A 425-nucleotide genomic window follows, 5' to 3' on the forward strand; every position below is an offset into this window, starting at 1 on the left:
CTCTCAAGTTTGGATACCTTATTAAAAACTTTTTCGCAACCCGAACGTACTTTTGCTCTTATGCCTGTTTCGCCTGTTCCTGTAAGATACCCCGCAACAGTATCGGTATCTCCATCCAGAGTACCAATACCTTCAACATATAATGCTTTATCTTTTCCTAATGAGTAATATTTTTGCATTCTGGCTACATTAGAATAATCATTGTCATAACTGCCTTTGTCTATCCCCCAAGGATCATCTTTTACCGCATCTTTATCATACAAATCTCCTTTTTTCTTTTTTTCTTTTTCTTTCCTAATGTAGGTATTACGCTGGTTGTTTAAGGTACCATCAAATAGTACTGCTAAGGTCAATTCATCTATACCTGGTACCGTTTTATCTGGTGGCGTATAATTGCCAAAACTAATGTTTGTTGCCATCTGCTG

General features: G+C 36.9%; 1 pseudogene. It reads right to left on the minus strand.

Features of this window, described 5'->3' with window-relative positions:
- A pseudogene (locus tag IUY40_RS19280) lies at window positions 1-419 on the minus strand (hypothetical protein); the annotation flags it as partial.
- Window positions 420-425: the final 6 nt, after the last annotated feature.

This window comes from Flavobacterium sp. ALJ2, assembly GCF_015594725.1.
GTDB lineage: Bacteria > Bacteroidota > Bacteroidia > Flavobacteriales > Flavobacteriaceae > Flavobacterium.